Below are 17,744 nucleotides of genomic sequence, written 5' to 3'. Positions count from 1 at the left end.
ACTGGCATGGTTACGCCGGCGAAGGCCCGACCGGGAACTCGCGAGGAACGGGACGTCGCCACCGTCGATGCGACGGATACCCCTTGGGTGACCCTGGTCTGGGACGACCCGGTCAACCTGATGACATACGTGACGTACGTTTTCCAGAAGCTCTTCGGCTACAGCGAGCCGCACGCGACCAAGCTCATGATGCAGGTGCACACCGAGGGTAAGGCCGTGGTGTCGGCCGGCAGCCGTGAGTCGATGGAGGTCGACGTGTCCAAGCTGCACGCCGCGGGCTTGTGGGCGACCCTGCAGCAGGACCGCTGATCCGACTGTGCGCAAATGGAAACGGGTCGACACCGTCGATGGCCCGCGGTTCCGATCAGCGCTGGCGGCTCACGAGGTGTCTCTGCTGCAGAACCTCGCGACGTCGATGGTCGGCATGCTCAACGACCGCGAATCATCATCTCCCGCTGATGAACTCGAAGAGATAACCGGAATGCGTACCGGCCACTCTTCGCCTCCGCAGGATGAGACGATGAAGCGGCTGCTGCCGGACTTCTTCCGCCCGCAAACCGATCATCCGGCCGGTTCCGGCCCCGCGGAAAGTCTCAACAGTGCGCTGCGCAGCCTACACGAGCCGGAGATCATCGAAGCCAAACGTGAAGCGGCCCAACGGTTGTTGGACACCCTGCCGGCGCAAGGCGGGAAGTTCGAGCTCAGCGAGGACGATGCGAATGCCTGGGCCGCGGCCGTCAACGACATGCGACTGGCGCTGGGCACCATGCTCGGGATCGCGCAGGACGGCCCCCAGGAGTTGCCGCCCGAACATCCGATGGCAGGACATCTCGATGTCTATCAATGGCTGACGGTGCTGCAGGAGTATCTGGTGCTTTCAATGATGGGCAAGCCGTAGCCATGAGCGCGATAACCGATGTCAGCGGAATCCGCGTCGGCCATCACCATCGGATCGATTCCGATGCGGCCCTGGGTTCGGGATGGGCCACCGGAACAACGGTCGTATTGACACCGCCGGGAACCGTCGGTGCCGTCGACTGCCGTGGTGGTGCACCCGGCACCCGCGAGACCGATTTGCTGGACCCCATCAATTCGGTGCGCCACGTCGACGCCGTGGTGCTCAGCGGCGGCAGCGCGTTCGGACTGGCCGCCGCGCACGGTGTGATGGAGTGGCTGGAGGAGCAGGGGCGCGGGGTGGCCATCGAGGACGGCGTGGTGCCGATCGTTCCGTCCGCAGTGATTTTTGACCTTCCGGTCGGAGGCTGGAAGTGCCGTCCGAACGCCGAGTTCGGGCGTGCCGCCGCCGAAAACGCGGGCACCGAGGTGGCGGTCGGCACCGTGGGTGCCGGGGTGGGAGCACGCGTCGGGGTGCTCAAAGGCGGTGTCGGCACCGCGTCGATCACGCTCGAGTCCGGCGCGACGGTGGGGGCGATCGTGGTCGTCAACGCCGCCGGTGACGCGGTGGATCCCGCGACGGGACTGCCGTGGCTCGCTGACCAGATCGAGGAGTTCGGCCTCATCGGTCCGCCGGCCGATCAGATCGCCGCGTACGCCGACCGTCACACGGAGCTCAGCCCGCTCAACACGACCATCGCCGTCGTCGCCACCGACGCAGTGCTGAGCAAGGCGGGGTGCCGCCGGATGGCCGTCGCCGCCCAGGACGGCCTCGCCCGCACCATCCGGCCGTGTCACACCCCACTGGATGGCGATACGGTGTTCGCGCTGGCCACCGGAGCCATCGAGGTCCCACCGGATCCGGCGACACCCGCGTCGATGTCGCCGGAGGTGCCCTTGATCACCGCTCTCGGGGCGGCCGCGGCGGACTGCCTGGCCCGCGCGGTGCTGGTCGGCGTGCTGGCGGCCGAGTCGGTCGCCGGAATACCGACGTATCGGGACGTGTTGCCCGGAGCGTTCGAATGAGAGGTCAGAGAGAGTGCTGGTGATTCGAGGGGACTTGGTCGACGCCATGGTCGCCCATGCCCGCGCCGACCACCCCGATGAAGCGTGCGGGGTGATCGCCGGACCGGAAGGGTCCGATCGCCCGGAGCGGTTCATCGCGATGACCAACGCGGAGCGTTCGCCGACCTTCTACCGGTTCGACTCCGGCGAGCAGCTCAAGGTCTGGCGCGCGATGGACGATGCCGACGAGGCGCCGGTCGTCATCTACCACTCGCACACCGCCACCGAGGCGTACCCGAGCCGCACCGACATCTCCTATGCGTCCGAACCCGACGCCCACTACGTCCTGGTGTCGACGCGAGACCCCAACGAGCACGAGGTGCGCAGCTACCGCATCCTCGACGGCGTCGTCACCGAAGAGCCCGTCAAGATCGTCGAGCAGTACTAGAACTTTGAAAGGAGTGACCGGCCCATGTCTGTCACCGTCTCGATCCCGACCATCCTGCGTACCCACACCGGCGGCGAGAAGCGCGTCGCCGCGGACGGCGCCACGCTGAGCGCGGTGATCAGCGATCTCGAATCCAACTACTCAGGCATCTCCGATCGCCTGATGGACTCCAACAATCCGGGCAAGCTGAACCGCTTCGTGAACATCTACGTCAACGATGAGGACGTCCGGTTCTCCGGAGGGCTGGACACCGCGATCTCCGACGGGGATTCGGTGACGATCCTGCCCGCGGTCGCAGGTGGCTGACGTTGGCGCGCTATGAATCGCTGATCGAGGCGCTGGGCAACACGCCCCTCGTCGGTCTGCAGAAGATCTCGCCGCACTGGAACTCCGACATGCAGGACCCGCACATCCGGCTGTGGGCCAAGCTCGAAGACCGCAACCCGACAGGGTCCATCAAGGATCGGCCCGCCCTGCGGATGATCGAGGACGCGGAACAACGGGGCATACTGCAGCCGGGCGCGACGATCCTGGAGCCGACGAGCGGCAATACCGGCATCTCGATGGCGATGGCCGCGCTGCTCAAGGGCTACCAGATGATCTGCGTGATGCCCGAGAACACGTCGATCGAGCGACGTCAGTTGCTGGAGCTTTACGGTGCGAAGATCATCTACTCGCCGGCAGAGGGCGGCTCCAATACCGCTGTCGCGCATGCGAAAGAGCTTGCAGCGCAAAACCCGTCGTGGGTGATGCTGTATCAGTACGGCAACGAGGCCAACAGCTTGTCGCACTACGAGACGACCGGCCCCGAGATTCTGGCGGACATGCCGTACATCACCCACTTCGTCGCAGGCCTCGGCACCACGGGCACGTTGATGGGAACGGGACGCTACCTGCGCGAACATCGTCCCGAGATTCAGATCGTGGCGGCCGAACCCCGTTACGGCGAGGGCGTTTACGCGCTACGCAACATCGACGAGGGGTTCATCCCCGAGCTCTACGACGCCGACGTGCTGACGACACGGTATTCAGTCGGCTCGTATGACGCAGTGAAGCGCACCCGCGAACTCGTCCAACTGGAGGGTATCTTCGCGGGAATCTCGACGGGGGCGGTGCTGCACGCCGCGTTGGCAATGGGCCACAAGTCGTTGATGGAAGGCAAGCAGGCCGACATCGTGTTCGTCGTCGCCGACGCCGGTTGGAAGTATCTGTCGACCGGTGCGTACGCCGGTAGCCTGGATGACGCAGAGGACGCGTTGGAAGGGCAGCTGTGGGCGTAGGACCGGGGTACACGGGGGCTCCGGCGGAGCCGAAGAAACGGCCCGCGTGGATCGTCGGCGGCGTGACGATCATCAGCTTCGTCGTGCTGCTGTGGGTGATCGAACTATGGGACTCGCTGACCAGCCACCGCTTGGACAACAACGGCATCCGGCCGCTGGAGTCGGACGGACTGTGGGGGATCATCTGGGCGCCGCTGCTGCACTCGGACTGGAATCACCTGATCGCCAACACCGTACCGGCGCTCATCCTCGGCTTCCTGATGACCCTTGCGGGCTTGTCGCGCTTCATCTTCGCCACGGCCATCGTCTGGATCCTCGGCGGCTTCGGCACCTGGCTGCTCGGCAATATCGGGGCGCACTGCCCGTACGTCGGCGTGCGTTGCGAGACAAACCACATCGGCGCCTCGGGCCTCATCTTCGGCTGGCTGGCCTTCCTGATCGTGTTCGGCTTCTTCACGCGCAAGGTGTGGGAGATCGTGGTCGGCGTCGTCGTGTTGTTGGTCTACGGCAGCGTTTTGTTCGGGGTGCTGCCCGGCACTCCCGGCGTTTCGTGGCAAGGCCATCTGAGCGGTGCGGTCGCGGGTGTCGTCGCGGCGTATCTGCTTTCTGGGCCCGAACGCAAGGAACGGGAGCGCCGCAAGGTCACTGCGAAAAACCCGTACAACCTGACGCCGTGAGTTCTGATACTGCGCCGGTCGGGATCTTCGACTCCGGGGTTGGCGGGCTGACGGTCGCCCGCGCGATCATCGACCAGCTGCCGGACGAAGACATCATCTACGTCGGCGACACCGCCAACGGTCCATACGGGCCGCTCACCATTCCGGAGATCCGCGCGCATGCGCTCGCCATCGGCGACGATCTCGTGTCCCGTGGCGTCAAAGCGCTTGTGATCGCGTGCAATACGGCGTCGTCGGCGTGCCTGCGTGACGCGCGCGAGCGATACGCACCCGTGCCCGTGATCGAGGTGATCCTGCCCGCCGTACGTCGCGCGGTGGCCGCTACCCGCAACGGCCGCATCGGCGTCATCGGCACGGAGGCGACCATCGCGTCGGGCGCCTATCACGACGCGTTCGCCGCCGCACGCGACACCGAGGTGATCGGGGTGGCGTGCCCGCGGTTCGTCGACTTCGTGGAGCGCGGGGTGACCAGCGGCCGCCAGGTGCTCGGTCTCGCCGAGGGATATCTGGAGCCACTGCAGCGGGCGGAGGTCGACACGTTGGTGCTGGGGTGCACGCACTACCCGATGCTGTCGGGTCTGATTCAGCTCGCCATGGGCGATCACGTGACGCTGGTGTCGAGCGCGGAGGAGACGGCCAAGGACCTACTCCGCGTGCTCACCGAACTTGATTTGCTGCACCCCCATCTTGGCGACGCGGGGCCCGCGGTTCGGCGCCGTTTTGAGGCGACTGGTGACACTGAGGCGTTCACCACACTCGCGGGTCGATTCCTTGGTCCGACAATCGACGGTGTTCGCCCTGTTCAGCGCACTTTGAAAGTCAATAAATGAATTCGGTCACGCAAACCAGCGATGTTTTCGTCTTGCGGATGGTGGGCATGGCAAGCTAGTGAGTGTGCGAATCACCGTACTCGGTTGCTCCGGCAGTGTTGTCGGGCCTGATTCGCCAGCGTCCGGTTACTTGGTCACTGCTCCCGACACCCCGCCACTAGTCCTCGATTTCGGCGGCGGCGTGCTTGGCGCGCTGCAGCGGTATGCGGACCCGAACTCGGTCTACGTCCTCCTTTCGCACCTGCATGCCGACCACTGTCTTGATCTGCCCGGCCTCTTCGTATGGCGCCGCTATCACCCATCGCCCGCGCAGGAGCGCGGCGTTATGTATGGGCCGGCCAATACCTGGGCTCGGCTGGGTGCCGCGTCGTCGCCCGAGGGTGGCGAGATCGACGACTTCTCCGACATTTTCGAGATCCGGCACTGGGTGGACAACCGCGCGGTTGAGATAGGGACGCTGAACATCGAGCCGCGCCTCGTCTGCCATCCCACGGAGTCGTACGGCATGCGGATCACCGACCCAGCGGGCGCGACGTTGGTTTACAGCGGTGACACGGGATACTGCGACGCGCTGATCGACCTCGCCCGCGGAGCCGACATATTTCTGTGCGAGGCGTCGTGGACGCATTCGCCGGAGCGGCCGCCGAGGCTGCACCTGTCGGGGACGGAAGCCGGCCGGGCCGCCGCCAACGCGGGCGTCGGTGAATTGCTGCTGACGCACATCCCGCCGTGGACGTCACGCGAGGACGTCATCAGTGAGGCCAAGGCCGAGTTCGACGGTCCGGTGCACGCCGTAGTGTGCGGTGAGTCGTTCGAGGTCGCTCGGTCCTAAGGCCGAATTAGCCGGCTCGGCCGGCGGGGGCCGTCGGTCCCACCCGATAGGGTTGGGCGCGTGTCCAGACGAGAAGATGGTCGGCTTGATGACGAGCTGCGACCGGTTCGCATCACCCGCGGTTTCACCACTCATCCCGCAGGCTCGGTACTCGTGGAGTTCGGCCAGACCCGGGTCATGTGCACGGCCAGCGTCACCGAGGGTGTGCCCCGCTGGCGCAAGGGTTCGGGGCAGGGCTGGCTTACCGCCGAGTACGCGATGCTGCCTGCCGCCACGCATGACCGCTCCGACCGTGAGTCCGTCAAGGGTCGCGTTGGGGGCCGCACCCAGGAGATCAGCCGGCTCGTCGGGCGGTCGCTGCGCGCGTGCATCGACCTGGGCGCGCTCGGTGAGAACACCATCGCGATCGACTGCGACGTGCTGCAGGCCGATGGCGGCACCCGCACCGCGGCGATCACCGGTGCCTACGTGGCGCTTTCTGATGCGGTGACCTACCTGGGCGCGGGCGGCAAGCTCTCAGATCCGCGGCCGCTGTCATGCGCGATCGCGGCGGTGAGTGTCGGTGTGGTCGACGGGCGCGTCCGCGTGGACCTGCCGTACACGGAGGACTCGCGCGCCGAGGTGGACATGAACGTCGTCGCCACCGACACGGGAACGCTGGTCGAGATTCAGGGCACCGGCGAGGGCGCGACGTTCCCGCGCTCGACGTTGGACAAGATGCTCGACGCCGCGATGGCCGGGTGCGAGCAGCTCTTCGTGATCCAGCGCGAGGCACTGGAGTTGCCCTATCCCGGAGAGCTTCCGGAGACGGGCGAACCTTCGAAGAAGGCGTTCGGCAGCTAGTCGAAAACGAGTAAGCACCCCCGACTTCGGTACGTCGAGGGTGCTTCCCGCTGCGATTACTTGGAGTTGCTTGCGGCCTTCTGGCGCGTCTCTTGTGCCTTGGCTTTGGCGCGAGCAGCCTCTGCTTCGGCCTCCGCCCGAGCTGCGTCGAGCTGGTGTGAGGCCTTCTCGACCTGCGCCCGGCCCTCTTCCTGAAGACTGCTCTGGTTCAAGATGAGGCCGATGACCTGCTTGGTGAAGCCGATGGCGCCCGACACGATTCCGCGCACTGCCTCGATGGGTCCGCTGTTGTTCTCAGCCACTGATTCCCCTCCGCTCATTTGACGACCGACCGTGTTGTCGGTGTCCTACGAACTAGCGGTACCCCTTGTGCTAGCTGTTGCAAGCAGACTGTTAGCGGTGTCACAAAGGGCGCCGTCTACCGTTGTCTGGTGATTCGGAGCAACGCGTGACCGATCTACTTGTCGCGAGCCGCAACCGCAAGAAGTTGGCCGAGCTGCACCGCGTGCTCGACGCCGCGGGGGTTACGGGGCTGACGCTGTTATCGCTGGAAGACGTCGGCCCGTTCGACGAGGCGCCGGAGACGGGCGCGACATTCGAGGAGAACGCGTTGGCCAAGGCGCGCGACGCATACCGCGCGACGGGGTTGGCGTCGGTGGCCGACGATTCGGGTCTCGAGGTGGCGGCATTGAACGGGATGCCGGGCGTGCTGTCGGCTCGATGGTCGGGCCGTCACGGCGACGACCCCGCCAACACCGCGCTGTTGTTGGGCCAAATGTGGGATGTGCCGGACGAACGGCGCGCGGCGGCCTTCGTGTCCTCGTGTGCGTTGGTGTCTGGCGCGGGCGAGGTCGTGGTGCGAGGCGAGTGGCCGGGCAGCATTGTGCGCGAACCGCGGGGCGACGGCGGCTTCGGGTACGACCCGGTGTTCCTTCCGTCGGGCTCGACGCGCACGGCCGCGGAACTCAGCCCCGCCGAAAAGGATGGCGCGTCCCATCGCGGGCGGGCGTTGGCGCTACTGGTGCCTGCCCTGCGGGCGCTAGCCAGCTAGGCCTAACGGGTCGATCGCCCGCACCTGGTGCACGCAATCAACCAGTTACGCGCGCTGGAGATCCCGCAAATTTTGTATAGCCGAACTAATCGGTAGCATCCCCGAGATGCGCCGCCTCACTCCGCCGGGAATCGGCGACGTCGGGCGCACTCGTCATCCCGCAGTTGTGATCGCTGTGCTGGCGACGACCGGCACCTGCATGTCACTGATGCAGACGTTGGTGATTCCGCTGATTCCAGAGCTGCCGACGCTGCTGAACACGAGCGCGTCCAACGCGTCGTGGGTGATCACGGCGACGCTGCTCGTCGCGGCCGTGGCAACACCGGTGGTCGGCAGGCTCGGTGACATGTACGGGCCGAAGCGCCTGCTGATCGCCTGCGCCATCCTCATGACCGTCGGTTCCCTGATCGCGGCATCGACGAGCGCGTGGGTGCCGGTGGTGATCGGCCGCGCATTGCAGGGCTTCGGTGTACCCATCGTGCCGCTCGGAATCAGTGTGCTGCGGACATGCGTGCCTGCCCACCGCGTCGGCACCGCGATGGGATTGATGAGCGCATCATTCGGCGTGGGTGGCGCTCTCGGACTGCCATTGGCGGCGATCATCGCCGACCACTTCGACTGGCATGCGGTGTTCTGGTTCGCGGCGGCGCTGGGGGCGTTGTCCGGAGTTCTCTTCGCGGTGCTGGTGCCGCGGATTCCGTCGGTGTCGGCCGACCGGCTCGATCCACTTGGCGCGCTTGGACTTGCGGCCGGGCTCGTGGCGCTGTTGCTCGGAATATCCAAGGGCGGCAGCTGGGGGTGGGGCAGCGCCACCACGCTGGGAATGTTCGCCGCATCGATCATCATCTTCGCGATGTTCGCGTGGTGGCAACTGCGCATCGAGTCGCCCATGGTCGACCTGCGGACGACGGTGAAGCGGCCGGTGCTGATGACGAATATCGCCTCGGTGGCAGTCGGTTTCGCGATGTTCGCGCTTGCCTTGATCAGCCCGCAGATCCTCGAGTTGCCCGTCGCCACCGGTTACGGGCTGGGGCTTTCGATGGTCGAAGCGGGTCTTTGGTTGGCGCCCGGCGGTCTGGCGATGATGGTGTCATCGCCGATCTCGTCCCGGGTGGCCGCCGCCCGCGGGCCGAGGTTCACGCTGACTCTCGGCTGCGCGATCATCGCTGCTTCGTACCTTGCGGGGTTCGTGCTACTCGGCGGTGCATGGCAGCTGTGCCTGTTCAACGTTCTGGTCAGTGTCGGGGTGGGGTTCGCCTACTCGTCGCTGCCCGCGCTCATCAACGCCGCAGTGCCGATGTCGGAAACGGCCGCCGCCAACGGAATCAACGCGTTGGCACGAGCGCTGGGCACGTCGATATCGAGCGCCGTGATCGGTGCGGTCTTGACGGGACTGACGATCTCCATTGCGGGCCAGGAATTTCCGTCGGTGACGGCGTTTCGGATCGGTCTGCTGATCGCCGCGGGCATGGCGATACTCGCCGGCGTGCTTGCCGCGTTGATCCCGGTGGCCGAAGCCGATCAGGACGTCGTGCCGGCCGAGGTGGCTGCGTCGACAAGATAGCCGTCGATGAAGTCGTGCAGCGCGGGCGCGAGCGCGTCGACGCCCGCGTCGTTGAGTTTGGCGAGCAGGATGATGCCCTGGTACTGCGCGAGCAGTGCGTGCGCAAGCCGGTCCGGGTCGGTGCCCTCACGAAGGACACCGGCGTCGGCCGCGTCGTGGCACGCCTTGGCGAGATGACGTTCCATCGCGGTGAGCACCCCGGCGAGGTGCGTGCGGAGATCGTCGTCGGTGGTTGATAGTTCCGCGGCGAAGTTCCCGAATGGGCAACCGACCGCTCGCCCGAACTGAGCTGCCAGCGCGGTTTGAATCGTGCCGATCGCGTCGGGGATGGCGTGCAAGCGTTGCGCCGGCGTCGCGGCGGGGGAGCCGGACAACCGTCGCGCGAAGACCTCCGCGTGCAGGTCGATCACCGCTTTGGCCAGTTCGGACTTCGACGAGAAGTGATGGTAGAAGCTGCCCTTTCGGACGTCTGCGGCCTGGCAGAGTTCGTCGACCCCGACGGCCTGGTAGCTGCGTTCGAGGAACAGCCGGGCGGCCGTCGTGAGGATCCGCTCGCGCGCGTCCGACGTTCGTGGCATGGCGTGATTCTACGATAGTTGACCGGTCGGTCAACTCGGGTTTACGTTGTCTGCATGACTGAGGTGTTCCGGACTCCGGACGAACGCTTTGAGAATCTGCCGGGTTACGACTTCGCGCCCAACTACGTCGACGTCGACGGCTTGCGCATGCACTACGTCGACGAGGGACCAAGCAGCGGTCGGCCGATCGTGTGCTTTCACGGTGAGCCGAGCTGGGCGTACCTCTACCGCAAGATGGTCGGCCCTTTAGCGGACGCCGGCCATCGTGTGGTCGTGCCGGACTATGCGGGTTTCGGGCGATCGGACAAGCCGACCGACCGGGGCTGGTACACCTACGACCGCCATACCGAGCTGACGTCGAAAGTGCTCGCGGGTCTCGATCTTCGCGACGCTATCGTCGTGGTGCAGGACTGGGGTGGCGCGATCGGACTGCGGTGGGCAGTGGAGAACGCCGACCGCGTCGGTGCGCTCGCGATCTTCAACACCGGGCTGTTCACGGGACGGGTTTCGAAGGGTTTCATGGCATGGCGCGATTTCGCCGAGAAGAACCCAGACCTGCCGGTCGGCTTCGTGATTCAGGGAGCGACCGCCACGGAACTTCCCGATGACATCGTGGCGGCGTACGACGCGCCGTTTCCGACGGTCGAGTCAAAGGCCGGTGCGGCGCAATTCCCGCTGTTGGTGCCCCTCTCAGAGGACGCGCCCGGCGCGAAGGTGATGACTGCGGTGGCCGACGAGCTGTCACGCTGGCAGAAGCCCGCGCTGGTGGCGTTCTCCGATCAGGATCCGATATTCCCGTATCCCAAAGCGGGACAATCATTCTGCGATCTGATTCCCGGCGCGACGGAGCAGGTGCAGATCGAGGGCGCGTCGCACTTCCTGCAGGAGGATCGCGGCGAGCGGCTCGCCGAAGAGGTGCTCAAGCACCTCACGTGACGGTTACAGGCCGTGCTTCTGCTTGATGTCTCTGGTCTGGATTTGCTCGACGATGATGCCGACCAGGGGGATGGTGCCGGCGAGCAGGATGCCGATGGTCTTGGCGATCGGCCAGCGCACCTTGACCGCGAGGTTGGCAGTGAAGAGCAGGTACACGAAGTAGACCCAGCCGTGGACGACTGCGATCCAGTTCAGGCCCTCGACGCCGAAGCCGTACTTCATGACCATCTCGTAGCAGAGGGCTATGAGCCAGATGCCCGTGATCCATGCGGTGACGCGATAGCCCATCAGCGCCTTGCGGATGCTCTCAACGGGGGTGCCAGTGGTCTCCGTCATGTCGTCGGTCGTTCCTTGTCTTCCTTGGCGAGCTCGGCGAGGTACGCGTTGTATTCGCTCAGCACGGGGTCGTCATCTTTGGGTCGAGTCGCGGCGGCGGGTCGTTCTGGAAGTAGGCCCGCGGGTATCTCGGTGATCTCATCGTGCCGCTTGGGCTCGGGCGGCGCTTCTTCGTAGCGCACGAATTTGTAGTACGCGTAAACGACGAAGCCGGCGAACAGCGGCCACTGCAGGGCATAGCCGAGGTTGACGAAGGTGCCCGATGCGGACTCGAATCGGGTCCACTGCCACCAGGCCAAGGCCAGGCAGCCTGCGGCGCCGACGACCGCCAAGGCGATGAGCGCCGGCCTCCTACGCCGCGTAGTGGACACCTTCCAACGGTACAGCGCGGGTCTTCGGACCGATGAACTCGTCCAACCGAGCGGTATCGGCTTTCCGGTAGATGGACACGATGTACTTGGTCGACCGCGTCCAGTGGATGCCGAGCTTGTCGAGTGCGGCGGTGAACAGGCCGATGATGTCTTCGGAGCGATTCGAGAAGTGGTAGCGGATGCTCGCGACGCCGCGGTCGTTCGCGACGACACGGCAGCCGTCGCTGTGGATCAATCCGAGGACGAACTCCTCGGTGGCCTGGTCGACGAGGGCTTGCTGCCAGGGTTCAAGGGCGATGCGTCGATTGTGTTTTCTGCCGGGGCCGTGCTGGGGGAATAGGCAAGGCCAGTGCTTCGAGTACAGCGAAACCGCGACACATCCAATACTTTTCACAATTCCCGGTCGTTGGCCCGGCATCAGCATCTCGATGGCCTGGCAGCAACGCTCGATGATCGCCGGGTACTTCTGGTCCAGGACGATGCGGAGACGCCAGACTCGACGACTCCGCGAGATGCAGCCGTCGCCGAGATACATGCCAAGCAGATACGAATATGGCGCTGCGGGCAATACTGCGAAGTTGTGGCCAACGCCGCAACCGGGTCCGCTGTTGAGCCGGCGCCGAACCTGTGGTCTGCATCGCCAATCCAGAACAGTTGCACGCGGAATGCCGAGTTGGCGCGCGATTGCGCAGTCGTTGACACCGGCCGCGATGAGGCGTTGCGCAGCGTCGAACTCTTCGGCAGATCGCATGACCTGCCCCTTTCGTCGGACTTGCCATAAAGCTAGGCGGTACGTCCGACAAAGTCCGTGGTTCGTGTTGGGTACGATCAACCACGTTGCGGGCGTGGCGCAATTGGTTGACGCGCCGGCTTTAGGTGCCGGTGTTCGAAAGAACGTGTGGGTTCGAGTCCCACCGCCCGCACTCATTTCGCTCAGATCTCCGGCTTACGATCTGCCCACGGCTGCGCCTGCTCGAGCTGACTCGCCACTCGAATCAAGACATCCTCGCGCCCGTACGCCGCGACAAGCTGCACACCCACCGGTAGGCCCTCAGCCGTCCACTCGAGCGGAAGGCTGATTGCTGGCTGGCCGCTCGTGTTGAACGGGGGAGTGAACGGGACGAACTCGCCCGCACGCCGCATCGGTGACATCGGGTTGTCGGGGTCGTTCACGATGGTGCCCAGCTTGAGCGGCAGTTCGGCAAGCGTCGGCGTCAGCAGCAGGTCCCAGCCCTCATGCCACCACGAGTGCATCGCCCGGCGGAACTGCGCGACACCGGCGAGCGCCAGCGCGTAATCGATCGCGCCGAAGTGCTTCGCGAAGTCGGCTTGCGCCCGGTTCATCGGCTCCAACTCGTGATCCTCGAGCGGGCGGCCGAGCTGTTCGGAGAACCGCAGCCGCGAAATCCCCATGTTGGTGCTCCACATTGCGCCGAACTTGGAGCCGAGCGTCTCGTCCTCCAATGCCTTCGGCCATGCCGGTTCGACGTGATGGCCCAACGATTCCAGCAGCCGACCCACGGCCTGCGTCGCCGCGGTGACTTCGGCATCGACCCGTCCACCCTGCGCGTGGTGGTCGAGGATGCCGACCCGCAGCCGGCCCGGATCTGCGCCCAACTCGTCGACGTACGGACGCGCGGGCGTCGGCGCAATCACGGTGTCGCCAACGCCCGGGCCGAGGGTCGCGTCGAGCAGAGCAGCCGAGTCGCGCACGGTCCGGGCGACGCAGTGCTCGACCGCAAGGCCGCTCTCGTCGCGAACCGGGCCGAGCGTGATCCGACCCTGGCTTGGCTTGAGCCCGACCAGCCCGCAACACGACGCGGGGATGCGAATCGATCCGCCGCCATCGCTCGCGTGCGCGAACGGCACCATCCCCGACGCCACCGCGGCCGCCGCTCCACCACTCGATCCACCGGGGGTGCGCGTTGTGTCCCACGGGTTGTGCGTCGCACCCCACGCGACCGGCTCGGTGACGGGCACGCTGCCCAGCTCCGGACTGTTGGTGCGACCGGCGATCACCAGACCCGCTGCGCGATAACGGCTGACGAGCGTCGTGTCCGCGTCGGCAATGACGTGCGCCTCCTTCAAAGCGACGTTGCCGTTGCTGATCCGCTGCCCCGCGTAGTTGGCGAACAGGTCCTTGATGAGGAACGGCACGCCGCGGAACGGTCCGTCGGGGAGATCGCTCGCCGCGGTCTCGCGGGCATGGTCGAACCAGCGGATCACGACCGCGTTGAGCGCGGGGTCGATGCGTTCGATGCGCTCGATCGCCGCTTGCAATAGCTCGCCCGGCGACACGTCTCCCGATGCGATCAACGCCGCTTGATCGGTGGCATCCATCCAACGGGTCTGGTCGGCAAGCGAAGTCATGACACTCAGCCGTGCTTGGCGAAGTACTTCTGCCCACCGGCCGGAATCCGCCCGAAGCCAGCCTTCAATACCGGTGCCAGCACCCCGACCGGCAGCGAGAACTTCGGCTTGGCTTCTATCGCCAGCGTCCAGGTGAACAATGATTCGCTGCCCGCCGGTTCGACGAGGTAGTCCTCCGCGAAGCGCTTGAACACCGGCATCGCGGATTCGTAGACGTAGAACGACTTGCGGCGTCCCTCCTCCCAATGGAAGAAGCGCTCCCGCATGACCGACCCGCCGGGCGCCGTGACGTCGCGGGTCGTGCCCACCCCGAACGGACGTGGCGACGTCCACGTGACGTCCTTGATCATCGGGCCCCATGCGGCCAGCGACTCGTCGGAAACGAGTGACTCCCAGACCTTTTCAGGTGATGCGGCGAACCGCTTCTGATAGCGGAAGATGTGCGGCGCCGAGGTGAGAAAAGCGGCGTCGGCGGGTTCGAGCGCGTGCCAGCGGGTCATGGCTGTCATCCTCGCACTCGCCGCGCTAACCCGTCTTTCGTACCGGGTATCCGTTCTGCTCTGCCAGCGACCGCAGCTGCTTGAGCGCGAACCGGCGGGCGCGGCCGGCCTCGGGGATCAGAATGCCGGCCCATACGCCCTCGGCGCCCGGCGTCAAACAGGCTTCCTGGGCGCAACGCCACCGCAAGGGGCAGGCGCGGCACAGCGCCTTCGCGCCTTCGTCGGCGATCGTCGTCCACCGCTCCGGGTCACGTGTGCATGCCCCCATCGCTGAGTCGTCGAAAAAGATCGGAACCTCGGGCGCATCCACCGCGCGCAGATGTGTCACCGCGCTCGATCGTGTCTGGTCGTGCACTGCGCTGTCCCTCCCGCTTTCCTCATCAGCTCAGCAATACAAATGTATGGTAGACACCATACGTTCGTATTGTCTAATCTAGAACCTGTGACAGCGGTAACCGAGCGCCACCACATTGGTGGCGACGAACTCAAGAAACTCGAGCGAATCCGCCAGGCGGCGCTGAAGAGTTTCGCGACCAAGGGCGCCTCGGGAACGTCGCTCCGCTCGGTCGCCGCGGACGCCGGCGTTTCCCTTGGATTGGTGCAGCATCACTTCGAAACGAAAGCCGGTCTCATCAAGGCTGTCGATGATTACGTGCTGGGCATCGTGATCGCTGTGGTGGCTCAGCCCGTCTCCGTGCCGCACGCAAAAGACTCGATCGCGGACATGGGCAGCCGGGTCACCACACTTTTGCTCGAGCATCCCGACGTCGTCGACTACTTCGGTCGCGCGCTCATCGACGGCAGCCAGTTGGGTATCACGATCTGGGACACGCTCTCCGCATTCGGTATGGCGCGGTGGACCGCGCGAAAGGAGAGCGGCGAAGCCCGCGATGACATCGACGTCACCTGGGCTGCGCTGAACTCACTCGTCCTTGCGCTGGGCACCCTCATCGTGCGGGGCCACATCGAGCGACAGATCCCGGGCGCCTTCAGGACCCCCGAGCAGGTCGACAGGTGGCAGAAGTCCGTGAACGCACTGCTGCGCGAGGGCCTATTCCCGCACCCTCGCGACGACGCGTAGACCCGCTCAGACCTGTTCGCCCGCAACCCTTTTACGGTAGGTACTGGGCGTCTCCCCGCAGAACTGTGCGAACGCGCGCGTGAACGAGCTGAGGCTGTCGAAGCCGACGGCCGATGCCGTCTCCTGAACCGACTGACCCGGCGCGGCCAGCAGCGCCATCGCGCGCAGCATCCGCGCGTGCAAGAGATACGTCCGCCACGACAATCCGAGCGTGTCCTGGAACAGTCGCCGCAGCGTGCGCTCGGACACCGCCACCGCGCGGCTCACCTCGTCGGCGCTCACCGAATCGAGGTGTGCCTTCGTGTACGTCGTGGCCGCGGCGACGATCGGATGTTCGGTCGTCGGCAGGCTCAGCGGCGCCTCATGATCCAGCGCCTCGGCCACCAGGTTGGCGAGCGTGCGGAAAAAGCCGTCTGATTGGGCGTCGCCGTCGGCGCGATCGATCTGCCATCGCAGTGCGTAGATCATCATCTCGCGAATCAACGGCGACACCGCGAGGATGCGGGCCCGATCGCCCGGGGCGGCGACAAGCGCAGGGTCGAACATCACCGCGACCGTCTTCACGTCCGGATTCATGACCGCCTGATGCTCGAGCCCGGCGGGAATCCACGCCGCCTGCTGAGGCGGAAGCAGGTAGTGCGCCGAATCGGTCTCGACCTCGACGACGCCGTGCAGCGCGTACTCGATCTGGTGCACCTCATGGCTGTGCCATCCAGTGATCAGCCCGTCGCCCTCGTACAGATAGCTGCCGCCAAGCGCGCGGCCGCCGCGACGGAGTTCGATGACTCGCCGGGGCACTTTGGCCGTTTCGGCCAAATCTCTGTCCGATAGCGCAGAGACGGTCATACCGCTAGACGGTACTAGTTAGATATGCAGACTGACGACCTGATCCTGGTGAGCATCGACGACCACGTGGTGGAACCGCCGGACATGTTCCTCAACCACGTCCCCGCCAAGTACAAGGACGAGGCGCCCATCGTCGTCACCGACGAAAAGGGCGTCGATCAGTGGATGTACCAGGGCAGGCCGCAGGGCGTCAGCGGTCTCAACGCGGTGGTGTCCTGGCCGGCCGAGGAGTGGGGACGCGACCCCGCCGGTTTCGCCGAGATGCGGCCCGGCGTGTACGACGTCCATGAGCGCGTCCGGGACATGAACCGCAACGGCATCCTCGCGTCGATGAACTTCCCGACCTTCACCGGCTTCTCCGCGCGGCACCTCAACATGACCCGCGAAGATGTCACTCTCGTGATGGTGTCGGCGTACAACGACTGGCACATCGACGAGTGGGCAGGCAGCTATCCGGACCGCTTCATCCCGATCGCCGTACTTCCGACATGGAATCCCGAGGGAATGTGCGCCGAGATTCGCCGTGTCGCCGCCAAGGGCTGCCGGGCGGTCACCATGCCGGAACTGCCGCACCTGGAAGGCCTTCCGAGTTACCACGACGACGAGTACTGGGGCCCGGTGTTCACCACGCTGTCCGAGGAGAACGTGGTGATGTGCCTGCACATCGGCACCGGCTTCGGCGCGATCAGCATGGCGCCGAACGCCCCGATCGACAACCTGATCATCCTGGCCACCCAGGTATCGGCCATGTGCGCGCAGGATCTGCTGTGGGGCCCCGCGATGCGCAACTACCCGGACCTCAAGTTCGCGTTCTCCGAAGGTGGAATCGGTTGGATACCTTTCTATCTCGACCGCAGCGACCGGCACTACACCAACCAGAAGTGGCTGCGACGCGACTTCGGCGACAAGCTGCCCAGCGATGTCTTCCGTGAGCACTCGCTGGCCTGCTACGTCACCGACAAGACGTCACTGAAGCTGCGCCACGAAATCGGCATCGACAACATCGCCTGGGAATGCGACTACCCGCACTCCGACTGCTTCTGGCCCGACGCGCCGGAGCAGGTGCTCGCTGAGCTGAACGCCGCGGGCGCCGACGACACCGACATCAACAAGATCACGTGGCAGAACGCGTGCAACTTCTTCAGCTGGGACCCGTTCGCGCGCACGCCGCGGGAGCAGGCCAGTGTCGGGGCGTTGCGCGCCAAGGCAACCGACGTCGACGTCTCGATCCGGCCCCGCAAGGAGTGGGCACGGCTCTACGCCGAAAAGCAGCTCGCTAAGACCTGATTGCCGGCTCGGCCG

At 65.6% G+C, this 17,744-nt stretch carries 24 protein-coding genes and 1 tRNA gene; 16 read left to right on the top strand and 9 right to left on the bottom strand.

Features of this window, described 5'->3' with window-relative positions:
* Positions 1–6 precede the first annotated feature (6 nt).
* Genes clpS through rph form a run of 10 tightly spaced genes read left to right on the top strand, consistent with a single transcriptional unit; the run spans position 7 to position 6,809 of the window.
* The gene (gene clpS / locus ACIA48_RS28775; RefSeq protein WP_396739460.1) at positions 7–309 is read left to right on the top strand and encodes an ATP-dependent Clp protease adapter ClpS; all 303 of its coding nucleotides are present in this window, start codon (positions 7–9) and stop codon (positions 307–309) included.
* Positions 310–316: 7 nt separating this feature from the next.
* On the top strand, positions 317–898 hold the full coding sequence (locus ACIA48_RS28770) for a DUF2017 domain-containing protein (RefSeq protein WP_396739458.1): 582 nt from the start codon (positions 317–319) through the stop codon (positions 896–898).
* Between the two features lie 2 nt (positions 899–900).
* Positions 901–1,920 (top strand): P1 family peptidase, encoded by a 1,020-nt coding sequence (locus ACIA48_RS28765; protein ID WP_396739456.1) that lies wholly within the window; start codon positions 901–903, stop codon positions 1,918–1,920.
* 46 nt (positions 1,921–1,966) lie between these two features.
* Positions 1,967–2,347, top strand: a complete 381-nt coding sequence (locus ACIA48_RS28760; protein ID WP_396739540.1) for a Mov34/MPN/PAD-1 family protein — start codon at positions 1,967–1,969, stop codon at positions 2,345–2,347.
* A gap of 24 nt (positions 2,348–2,371) precedes the next feature.
* Positions 2,372–2,653, top strand: coding sequence for a MoaD/ThiS family protein (locus ACIA48_RS28755; RefSeq protein WP_396739454.1), 282 nt, complete (start codon positions 2,372–2,374; stop codon positions 2,651–2,653).
* 2 nt (positions 2,654–2,655) lie between these two features.
* Positions 2,656–3,627: a cysteine synthase gene (locus ACIA48_RS28750; RefSeq protein ID WP_396739452.1), complete on the top strand. Its 972-nt coding sequence runs from the start codon at positions 2,656–2,658 to the stop codon at positions 3,625–3,627.
* Entirely contained in the window at positions 3,618–4,304 is a 687-nt protein-coding gene (locus ACIA48_RS28745) for a rhomboid family intramembrane serine protease (RefSeq protein ID WP_396739450.1), read from the top strand. The genes ACIA48_RS28750 and ACIA48_RS28745 overlap by 10 nt, the downstream gene beginning before the upstream one ends.
* Positions 4,301–5,134: a glutamate racemase gene (gene murI, locus ACIA48_RS28740; protein WP_396739448.1), complete on the top strand. Its 834-nt coding sequence runs from the start codon at positions 4,301–4,303 to the stop codon at positions 5,132–5,134. The genes ACIA48_RS28745 and murI overlap by 4 nt, the downstream gene beginning before the upstream one ends.
* Before the next feature lie 58 nt (positions 5,135–5,192).
* Positions 5,193–5,966, top strand: a complete 774-nt coding sequence (locus ACIA48_RS28735; RefSeq protein ID WP_396739446.1) for a cyclic nucleotide-degrading phosphodiesterase — start codon at positions 5,193–5,195, stop codon at positions 5,964–5,966.
* A 60-nt stretch (positions 5,967–6,026) separates the two neighbouring features.
* Positions 6,027–6,809 carry a ribonuclease PH gene (gene rph, locus ACIA48_RS28730; RefSeq protein WP_396739444.1) on the top strand — a complete coding sequence of 261 codons (783 nt, stop codon included), beginning with the start codon at positions 6,027–6,029 and terminating at the stop codon, positions 6,807–6,809.
* A 56-nt stretch (positions 6,810–6,865) separates the two neighbouring features.
* On the opposite strand, the gene ACIA48_RS28725 is transcribed toward rph, so the two are convergent.
* Positions 6,866–7,111: a CsbD family protein gene (locus tag ACIA48_RS28725; protein ID WP_396739442.1), complete on the bottom strand. Its 246-nt coding sequence runs from the start codon at positions 7,109–7,111 to the stop codon at positions 6,866–6,868.
* A 146-nt stretch (positions 7,112–7,257) separates the two neighbouring features.
* On the opposite strand from ACIA48_RS28725, the gene rdgB reads away from it, so the two are divergent.
* Complete coding sequence (rdgB, locus tag ACIA48_RS28720; RefSeq protein WP_396739440.1) at positions 7,258–7,860, top strand: RdgB/HAM1 family non-canonical purine NTP pyrophosphatase; 603 nt, start codon at positions 7,258–7,260, stop codon at positions 7,858–7,860.
* A 106-nt stretch (positions 7,861–7,966) separates the two neighbouring features.
* A complete protein-coding gene (locus ACIA48_RS28715) occupies positions 7,967–9,424 on the top strand; it encodes an MFS transporter (RefSeq protein WP_396739438.1) in 1,458 nt (485 codons plus the stop codon).
* Here ACIA48_RS28715 and ACIA48_RS28710 read toward each other — a convergent pair.
* Positions 9,382–10,002 carry a TetR/AcrR family transcriptional regulator gene (locus ACIA48_RS28710; RefSeq protein ID WP_396739436.1) on the bottom strand — a complete coding sequence of 207 codons (621 nt, stop codon included), beginning with the start codon at positions 10,000–10,002 and terminating at the stop codon, positions 9,382–9,384. The two genes, ACIA48_RS28715 and ACIA48_RS28710, sit on opposite strands and share 43 nt — an antisense overlap.
* 54 nt (positions 10,003–10,056) lie before the next feature.
* On the opposite strand from ACIA48_RS28710, the gene ACIA48_RS28705 reads away from it, so the two are divergent.
* Complete coding sequence (locus ACIA48_RS28705; RefSeq protein WP_396739434.1) at positions 10,057–10,938, top strand: haloalkane dehalogenase; 882 nt, start codon at positions 10,057–10,059, stop codon at positions 10,936–10,938.
* Between the two features lie 3 nt (positions 10,939–10,941).
* Here ACIA48_RS28705 and ACIA48_RS28700 read toward each other — a convergent pair whose 3' ends face one another.
* Genes ACIA48_RS28700 through ACIA48_RS28690 form a run of 3 tightly spaced genes read right to left on the bottom strand, consistent with a single transcriptional unit; the run spans position 10,942 to position 12,396 of the window.
* Complete coding sequence (locus ACIA48_RS28700; RefSeq protein WP_396739433.1) at positions 10,942–11,274, bottom strand: DUF3817 domain-containing protein; 333 nt, start codon at positions 11,272–11,274, stop codon at positions 10,942–10,944.
* Positions 11,271–11,645, bottom strand: coding sequence for a hypothetical protein (locus ACIA48_RS28695; protein WP_396739431.1), 375 nt, complete (start codon positions 11,643–11,645; stop codon positions 11,271–11,273). The genes ACIA48_RS28700 and ACIA48_RS28695 overlap by 4 nt, the downstream gene beginning before the upstream one ends.
* Entirely contained in the window at positions 11,626–12,396 is a 771-nt protein-coding gene (locus ACIA48_RS28690; RefSeq protein ID WP_396739429.1) for an LAGLIDADG family homing endonuclease, read from the bottom strand. The genes ACIA48_RS28695 and ACIA48_RS28690 overlap by 20 nt, the downstream gene beginning before the upstream one ends.
* An 88-nt stretch (positions 12,397–12,484) precedes the next feature.
* Between ACIA48_RS28690 and ACIA48_RS28685 the strand changes: the two genes are divergently transcribed.
* Positions 12,485–12,568 (top strand) — tRNA-Leu (locus ACIA48_RS28685).
* A 10-nt stretch (positions 12,569–12,578) separates the two neighbouring features.
* Here ACIA48_RS28685 and ACIA48_RS28680 read toward each other — a convergent pair.
* From ACIA48_RS28680 to ACIA48_RS28670, 3 genes are read right to left on the bottom strand one after another with little or no spacing between them, the layout of a single operon-like run.
* Positions 12,579–14,015 (bottom strand): amidase, encoded by a 1,437-nt coding sequence (locus tag ACIA48_RS28680; RefSeq protein ID WP_396739427.1) that lies wholly within the window; start codon positions 14,013–14,015, stop codon positions 12,579–12,581.
* A 5-nt stretch (positions 14,016–14,020) separates the two neighbouring features.
* Complete coding sequence (locus tag ACIA48_RS28675) at positions 14,021–14,515, bottom strand: SRPBCC family protein (RefSeq protein ID WP_396739425.1); 495 nt, start codon at positions 14,513–14,515, stop codon at positions 14,021–14,023.
* A 25-nt stretch (positions 14,516–14,540) separates the two neighbouring features.
* Positions 14,541–14,783: a WhiB family transcriptional regulator gene (locus tag ACIA48_RS28670; protein WP_396739538.1), complete on the bottom strand. Its 243-nt coding sequence runs from the start codon at positions 14,781–14,783 to the stop codon at positions 14,541–14,543.
* Between the two features lie 174 nt (positions 14,784–14,957).
* On the opposite strand from ACIA48_RS28670, the gene ACIA48_RS28665 reads away from it, so the two are divergent.
* Positions 14,958–15,596, top strand: coding sequence for a TetR/AcrR family transcriptional regulator (locus tag ACIA48_RS28665; RefSeq protein ID WP_396739424.1), 639 nt, complete (start codon positions 14,958–14,960; stop codon positions 15,594–15,596).
* 6 nt (positions 15,597–15,602) lie between these two features.
* Here ACIA48_RS28665 and ACIA48_RS28660 read toward each other — a convergent pair whose 3' ends face one another.
* Positions 15,603–16,442 (bottom strand): AraC family transcriptional regulator, encoded by an 840-nt coding sequence (locus ACIA48_RS28660; RefSeq protein ID WP_396739422.1) that lies wholly within the window; start codon positions 16,440–16,442, stop codon positions 15,603–15,605.
* Positions 16,443–16,466: 24 nt separating this feature from the next.
* On the opposite strand from ACIA48_RS28660, the gene ACIA48_RS28655 reads away from it, so the two are divergent.
* Entirely contained in the window at positions 16,467–17,729 is a 1,263-nt protein-coding gene (locus ACIA48_RS28655; RefSeq protein ID WP_396739420.1) for an amidohydrolase family protein, read from the top strand.
* Positions 17,730–17,744 lie beyond the last annotated feature (15 nt).

It is taken from the genome of Mycobacterium sp. NPDC051804 (assembly GCF_044452905.1).
GTDB lineage: Bacteria > Actinomycetota > Actinomycetes > Mycobacteriales > Mycobacteriaceae > Mycobacterium.
The sequence above is the reverse complement of the archived record's forward strand: the minus strand, read 5'-3'. Positions and strand labels throughout refer to the sequence as shown.